The organism is Acinetobacter sp. CFCC 11171 (genome assembly GCF_003268405.1).
GTDB classification, from domain to species: Bacteria; Pseudomonadota; Gammaproteobacteria; order Pseudomonadales; family Moraxellaceae; genus Acinetobacter; species Acinetobacter amyesii.
On record NZ_LQXP01000106.1, the window covers coordinates 1 to 768 of the forward strand.

The window sequence follows — 768 nt, forward strand, 5'->3', positions numbered from 1 at the left end:
CAATAGATTTCTTTCATAAGTCATTTTTCACTCAGCTCCAAGTTATAAATTCCAGCAATTAGATTGAATCTTAATGCTAGTCTTTTGCCTCGATTGCGATATCGCTCAGCAAGAATTTTGAAGGTTTTCAAACTGCCAAATACATGCTCAATTCCAATTCTTCTTTTATTGATTTCCTGATTATAGATTTTTAGTTCGGAATCCAGTTTACAGCGCTTCTTTGCTTTTAATGGCAACAAGCTATTTGGATACACTGTACAAATTCCCTGATAACCCTTATCCGCAAGGATAAATGCACCTGCAGGAATCTGATTCAAGTTACGTTTGAAGAGTTCGAAATCATGTACGGCACCACGACTCGTACATAAACTCAGGATTTTTTGAGTTTGATAATGAATGATGGCCTGTACTTTGAAAGTGTGGGTCTTTTTCTTGCCGCTATAGCTTTTCTTCTGTTTTTTTAGGCCTTTGGATTGGAATTTCTGTGGCATCCACGATCACAACATTCCAATCGATGCCTTCGCCCTCGGGTAAATCTTTGGGTAAATTAAAGAGATTGGACCGAATCAGGCAGTCTTCAACATGACGGACAATTCTTGAGGCTGTGGGCTCTGAAAACCCGTAGCTCGTCGCAACGTGAAATAAGGTTCGGTATTCCCGCCAATAGCTTAGACAGAGCAGAACCTGGTCTTCCAGGCTTAACTTGGGCGGTCTGCCTTTGGCAGGGACATGTTTCTTCAATTGCTCAACCATCAAATAGAAAGTTGA

At 40.6% G+C, this 768-nt stretch carries 2 protein-coding genes; both read right to left on the reverse strand.

What is annotated here, in order from left to right:
• Positions 1-20: 20 nt before the first annotated feature.
• The gene (locus tag AVJ20_RS18055) at positions 21-491 is read right to left on the reverse strand and encodes a transposase family protein (RefSeq protein ID WP_111886149.1); all 471 of its coding nucleotides are present in this window, start codon (positions 489-491) and stop codon (positions 21-23) included.
• Positions 439-768, reverse strand: a 330-nt coding sequence (locus AVJ20_RS18060) for a transposase family protein (RefSeq protein ID WP_162689816.1), incomplete at its 5' end; no start/stop codon positions are given. The genes AVJ20_RS18055 and AVJ20_RS18060, both read right to left, overlap by 53 nt.

What these genes read in the sequence shown, in the direction of transcription:
- AVJ20_RS18055 (WP_111886149.1), bottom strand. Translation starts at nt 491, where the DNA reads ATGCCACAGAAATTCCAATCCAAAGGCCTAAAAAAACAGAAGAAAAGC.